Below are 5920 nucleotides of genomic sequence, written 5' to 3'. Positions count from 1 at the left end.
TGGAGACGATACAAGGGAACCTGGTCATCGAAGGCGACAGCAGTCATGCCGGATTGGGTTCAGCGAGGCATCCAAGCTGATGGATGGCGGACAAAAAGTATAGTATAGTGACTGCATGACAGACATCACACACATTTTGCAAACCTTCCAAGAACAGTATATGGTCTCCTTCTTCATACTCATCGGCACCTTTATCGTGCTGCTGGCGGCAAACGCCATTTTGGGCAAGCGCATCAAAAAGCTCGAAGCGCTCAAAATGAAGGATGAAAAAAGCGTCAGGACCTTTGCACTTCCCGCGTTGCGCTTCACCAAACGCATTGCCATCCCCCTGCTCTTCCTCGCCTCCCTCTCCATCTTTCTCAATAGTGTCTCGTTCGCAGATGAAATTCACAGAATTGTTCAAATAGTCTTCGCTGTAATCATGACCATCATCATTGTACGGTCGGTCAACAAGGCCATTGAGTTGAGTTTCTCCAAGTATTTTGAGAAGGAATATGCCAACCACGAGCATGCGAAAAACCTCAAGCCGCTGCTCTCCTTCGTAAAACTCTTGTTGTGGGTCGTTGGATTTCTCATTTTGATCAGCAATCTGGGCTTCAACATAACCACAGCCCTTGCAGGACTGGGAGTCGGCGGTATCGCCGTTGCCATAGCCGCTCAGGGAATTCTGGGTGACCTGTTCAGCTACTTCGTAATCTTCTTCGACCATCCCTTCGCACTCGGCGACTTCATCGTATTCGGGGACAAGTCGGGCATTGTCGAGCGGATTGGCGTCAAGAGCAGCCGAATCAGGGTTCTCAGCGGAGAAGTCCTCATTATCTCCAACTCCGATCTGACATCAAGCCGGATTCACAACTACAAGCAGATGCAACGTCGGCGCGTGGTCTCCACCATCACGATTCCCTACGAGACCCCGATCGAGAAGGTGGAAAAGGTGGTGGGAATCATCAAGGAAGCAATCGCCAACGTACAAACCATCAAAGGCGTAATCTGCGACCGTTCCCATCTCCAAACCTTCGGGGCCTCCGCCCTGGTTTTCGAAACGGTGTACTATGTGCCCTCTCCCGATTACCTGATTTACATGGATGTACAACAGGAGATCAACCTGGCCTTGCTCAAGAAGTTCAGTGCTGAGGGCATCGACTTTGCCTACCCGACCCAGAAGGTGTTCACCGTTCCAGTCTAAATCGCTTCTATCTCCACGGGTTCCTCTTTGTCCACACTCAGGATGCGGTCCATTTCATCGTGGACGGCTTGGGTGTAGGGACCGAAATCGAAGAGCGTCCTGAGTCTTGAAAAGAGAGGACGTACAAAATGCCTGAGCTGGCTTCGGTCCTTCTCAAGGGTGGATTTGCTTTGCAGCACCATCACGGTAACAGCAGAAGGGGAGTTGTAGGTGCCGACTTCCACGAAGCCGAACTTCTTGTACAGCTTGATCGTCTTCTCATCATCGGCGAACACATCGATGATCAACTCCTCCACCCCGGTTGCTCGTGCAAGCAGGAATACCAGGATGATCAAGCCGATGGACGCGGAGGTGTTGCGCATTTCGGGCAACACAGCAAGGCGGATGATCTCAGCCGCCTTGCGGGTCTTGAGCACTTTCTGGATATCGAAGTATTTGGAGATAGGAAGCGGCCAGAAGTGCTCGCTGGTCATCAGCGAGACCGTCCCCACCGGGTGCAGGCCCCGGAAGGCAAGAATGTGCATCGCCTTCTCATCCACCTTTCGATGGATCGACTCCTCAAGATACCCCTTCTCCCCCACCAGCACTTTGCGCTGGATGAAGAACACGTCGTTCATGCCGTTCTGGTCGTTCACGAGCTGGAAGCTGATGTTCTCCTTGTTCTCCTCGTTGAGGGCGAAAATGATGGTAAATTCCGAACCGACATTCTCTTCACTCTTGACCCGGATGCGGCCACCCATTTTCTCTACAATATTGTAGCAGTTGGAAAGCCCAAGGCCTGTGCCGCTTCCAGGAGCCTTGGTGGTGAAGAACGGGGTGAAAATCTGGCTCATGTGCTTCTCGGGGATCCCGCAGCCGGTATCACCGACCTTCACTTGGACAAAGCCATCCTTTTCCACGCAACTGAGGGTGAGTTTGCCATTGCCGTTCATCGCTTGGATGGCATTGACGATGAGGTTGAGGAAGAGCTGCTGAAGCTTTCCCTCATTGGCCTCAATGGAGGGAAGTGCATGATAATTGCGCTCGACACGAATGTTCTGCGAATCGACACCGCGAAGTGCAAGCCGCAGCGAGAACTCCAACACCCTGACAATCTCCACCTGCTGGGTCTGCTTCACCTCCTCCTTGCGGCTGTAGATGGAAAGCTCCTTGATGACATCGCTGGCAGTCTTTGAGTATGTGAGAATATCCTGGACATATTCATGGTGCGGGCTTTGCTCATCCATCTCGCTGAGCATGATCTCTGCAGTCCCCACGATGCCGGCAAGTGGATTGTTCAGTTCATGGGCGATGCCTGCGGCCAGCGTGCCGATGCCCGCCATCTTTTCGGTCCTAACCAACTCCTCCTGCATGTGCTTCTGCTCGGTGATGTCGTTGATGATCTCGATGAAGACGCCCTTGCTCTTGCTCTTGTCAGGGGAACGCACCGAGTGAAACTGGAACGAAAATACCTGTTCAGCCACATCGGCCTCGGTTTCCTGCAGCACCCCGGTATGCAGGCATTCAAGACCTTGGCAGAACGGGCATGGGCGGCTTCGGTGAAAGAATGAGCGGTAGCACTTGCCGCCTATGAGCGTTTCCCTATCCTGACCGAAAAAGCTTACCGCCGCAGTATTGGCCTCCTGGATGGTGTAATCGATATCGATGAGGCAGACAGGCGAGGCGATGCCGTTGAATATGGCTTCAAGCTTGTTCTTGCTCATAGTCAACTCATCACCCTGGATGCGCAGTTGTTCGAAGGAAAGTGCATTCTCAAGCGAAAGGCTGCTTTGGGCGGCCAGTATTTCCAACGCCTCTCGCTCTATTTCGCTGATCAGAGCCTTTGTGTGGTCGTAGCCGATGAGAATATAGCCGGCGATTTGCTTGCGGAAAACCAAGGGAATCAGCACATCAGCCGGAGGCAGGGAACTGCTGACTTCCATGCGCTGCTCATCAGGATTCACACTGATGACCGAACTTTGGTTCTCCTTCTTGTACAGCTCCAGCTTCTGCTCAACTTCACGGGAAAAGGTAAAAACAATTTCCTGACCGATTTTGCAGGTGGAAGGACAGTTGTTGTTGGCTACCAGGAAAAACTTCCGGCTCTCGTCATATCGTTTTGCCACAAACACAACCCACTCTGTTTTCAGTCCCGTACTCAAGCTCTTGACAACTTCGTTGCCCAAGTCATGAAGATTGACAATCGTCGTCAACCGCTTGCTCAGGTTCTTGATTGTTGTCTGATACGGATGGCGTTTGGGAATTATGACGGTATCAACAAGATAAGAGAGCAGATTGCGCAGCGGATGAATGATCAGGACCGTTGCAACACCGAGGATGAAGGAGAGCTGGAAAATATTGCCCGGATCGAAGTTGGTGTTGTTGTGCTGGATGAACGAGAAGATCAACAGGTACACCACCGAGGCCGCGGCTGCCAGAATGGTGGAGTAGATGATGGAAAGCCCCACGCGTGAGTAGTTGATCAGCTTGTACTTGTAGATGGTATAGAAGAGAAGCACAGCATTGATGGTGGCTGCAAAAATATCGATGGGATACCGGCCGAACTTGGGAAAGACGTTCATGAAAATACCGACGAGCATGATCGCGACACCAATCAGGGGAAGTACAAGATTCTTATGAAAGCCTTGGCTCGAGCGTCGTTTCGCCCCGAACAGGAGCATGACCAAGGTGAAGATCAGATAGACATAGCTCAAGGAATACGCCGAAAGCGCCCCGGGGGCGAGCTGGTAATAGAATTCGCCTTGCGCGGTGAATCCCGCATCGCTGACGATGTTGCCGGAAAAATTGAGGTACATCAAGGGAATGATCAAGATGTAACTGAGGTTGATGATCCTAAAAATCATGCGTTTTTGTATTTCCAGGATATCGACCACAAAGCTGCACAGTGCATACGGAACCGACAGCAGGCCTATGAGCATGATGCGGTTCCAAAACAGGGGAGTTTGTATGGGACTATTGAGGTGCATCATCATCGAACCGAAGCTCCAAATCGACACAAAAATCATGTAGAGCTGGAAAGACCAATAGAAGCGATCTTTCTTGTATTGGAGGAACCCGAATATGACAAATGACACATATAAGACGAATGCAACTGCAGGGATGATAGTTGAGACATCAATACTCATAGGGATTCCTCGTTTTTTTCTTTCACTTGCGTAAAATTTGTATTATTATAGAGTCAATTTATGGACATAATCAAACTATTTCTGCTGGGGGCATGCGGTTATTTGCTTGCAGCTCTATACGATATTGCTTTATTGTATAAAAAAACTTGGCTTGCCAGGCTTTTCTTTGCCGGATTCTTCCTGACGTTTGTTCCATTTATCTTCTTTTTCATCCTCTACCAATCACCCCATGCAGTCGGGCTGCGGGTGCTTCTTTTGGTCCTGATGGGGCTATTCCTGCTTTTAACCCTCTATTCGGTCCTGATGGAACTCCCCTTGCACGGTGATGGAACACTCTATACAAAGGGGACCTACAGCCTGTGCAGGCATCCGGGCTTCCTTTGGTATTCTTTTTTCACCTTGTTGACTGCCCTCTATTTCTGGCATGCTCCTATAGTCTGGGTGTGTATTGGATACATCATCTGCAACTTCGCTCTCATCATGCTTGAGGATGTAGTGTTGTTTCCCAAAATGTTCCCCGAATATAAGGCCTATAAAAAAACAACACCTTTCCTCATTCCCTTTTAGGGGTGGCGAAACCGGAGAAGCTCGTAATGACTAGACATATTGTTACTACCGATGACGATCCTGCTATCCGAAAGATCCTTCAGATCATGCTTCGCAAAGAAGGCTATATGGTGACAGCCTGTGAAGAAGGCAACGCACTTCTGAACCTGCTGAAGATAAGCGAGAACTCCATAGACCTTATCCTGCTTGATATCAAAATGCCGGGATTCTCCGGCCTTGAGTTGCTTGAGATGATTCGCGCAAGTTATCCCCGGATTCCCATCATCATGATCACCGCGTTCAATGACCTGGACACCGGCATGCGTGCCATTCGCCTCGGAGCTGCCGATTACCTGGCAAAACCGGTACATCGCGAAACCTTGCTTGCCACCGTCAGACGGGTGCTGGAAGCATCTGAGAAAGAGCAGTTTTTGCTGCAGAAACAGTATCAATCGCAACATCTGCAGGCGTTGCTCGAAACCGAGCTCAAAGAGGTCCTAGCCTCACTAGAGGACACCACAATAGCCACCCTGGAGGCTTTCAGCGAAACCATCGAGCAAAAGGACGCCTACACGAAGGGGCACTGCAACCGGGTGCGCAACCTTGCCGTCGCCTTGGGCAAGGTCCTGAATCTTCCGAAAGAGACTCTGGACATTCTGGAAGGGGGTGCATTGCTCCACGACATCGGCAAGATCAGCATTCCCGAGGAGATATTGAACAAGGACTCCTCGCTCACCGAAGAGGAGTATGCAATCATCAAGACCCATCCGGAAGCAGGTGAGCGCATTATCACCCACCTTCCCTACCTGAAGCGCTATATTCCCATCGTACGCAGCCATCATGAGCGGATCGACGGGCTTGGATATCCCGCTGGCCTGAAGGGAGAGGATATTCCGCTTGAGGTGCGAATTGTGAGCCTTGCCGATGCGTATGATGCCATGACAAGCAGCCGGGCCTATCGTGCAGCCCTTCCCACCGAGATAGCAATCGAGGAGCTCAAGTTCTTCAGCGGAACACAGTTTGATGCCGCCCTTGTGAGTGTTTTCATCGAAAACGAGTTGTA

The 5920-nt window shown here is 50.8% G+C and carries 4 protein-coding genes; 3 read left to right on the top strand and 1 reads right to left on the bottom strand.

What is annotated here, in order from left to right; genetic code table 11:
• Positions 1-115 precede the first annotated feature (115 nt).
• On the top strand, positions 116-1186 hold the full coding sequence (locus B3F49_RS04050; protein WP_293893769.1) for a mechanosensitive ion channel family protein: 1071 nt from the start codon (positions 116-118) through the stop codon (positions 1184-1186).
• On the opposite strand, the gene B3F49_RS04045 is transcribed toward B3F49_RS04050, so the two are convergent.
• Entirely contained in the window at positions 1183-4311 is a 3129-nt protein-coding gene (locus B3F49_RS04045; protein ID WP_293909149.1) for a GNAT family N-acetyltransferase, read from the bottom strand. The genes B3F49_RS04050 and B3F49_RS04045 overlap by 4 nt on opposite strands.
• 60 nt (positions 4312-4371) lie before the next feature.
• On the opposite strand from B3F49_RS04045, the gene B3F49_RS04040 reads away from it, so the two are divergent.
• The gene (locus B3F49_RS04040) at positions 4372-4878 is read left to right on the top strand and encodes a hypothetical protein (RefSeq protein ID WP_293909147.1); all 507 of its coding nucleotides are present in this window, start codon (positions 4372-4374) and stop codon (positions 4876-4878) included.
• Between the two features lie 26 nt (positions 4879-4904).
• Positions 4905-5920: HD domain-containing phosphohydrolase (locus B3F49_RS04035; protein WP_293909145.1), on the top strand; the 1016-nt coding region annotated here is incomplete at its 3' end.

The sequence above is a fragment of the Sphaerochaeta sp. UBA5836 genome, assembly GCF_002432845.1.
GTDB lineage: Bacteria > Spirochaetota > Spirochaetia > Sphaerochaetales > Sphaerochaetaceae > Sphaerochaeta.
The sequence above is the reverse complement of the archived record's forward strand: the minus strand, read 5'-3'. Positions and strand labels throughout refer to the sequence as shown.

What these genes read in the sequence shown, in the direction of transcription:
- B3F49_RS04050 (WP_293893769.1), top strand. Translation starts at nt 116, where the DNA reads ATGACAGACATCACACACATTTTGCAAACCTTCCAAGAACAGTATATG.
- B3F49_RS04045 (WP_293909149.1), bottom strand. Translation starts at nt 4,311, where the DNA reads ATGAGTATTGATGTCTCAACTATCATCCCTGCAGTTGCATTCGTCTTA.
- B3F49_RS04040 (WP_293909147.1), top strand. Translation starts at nt 4,372, where the DNA reads ATGGACATAATCAAACTATTTCTGCTGGGGGCATGCGGTTATTTGCTT.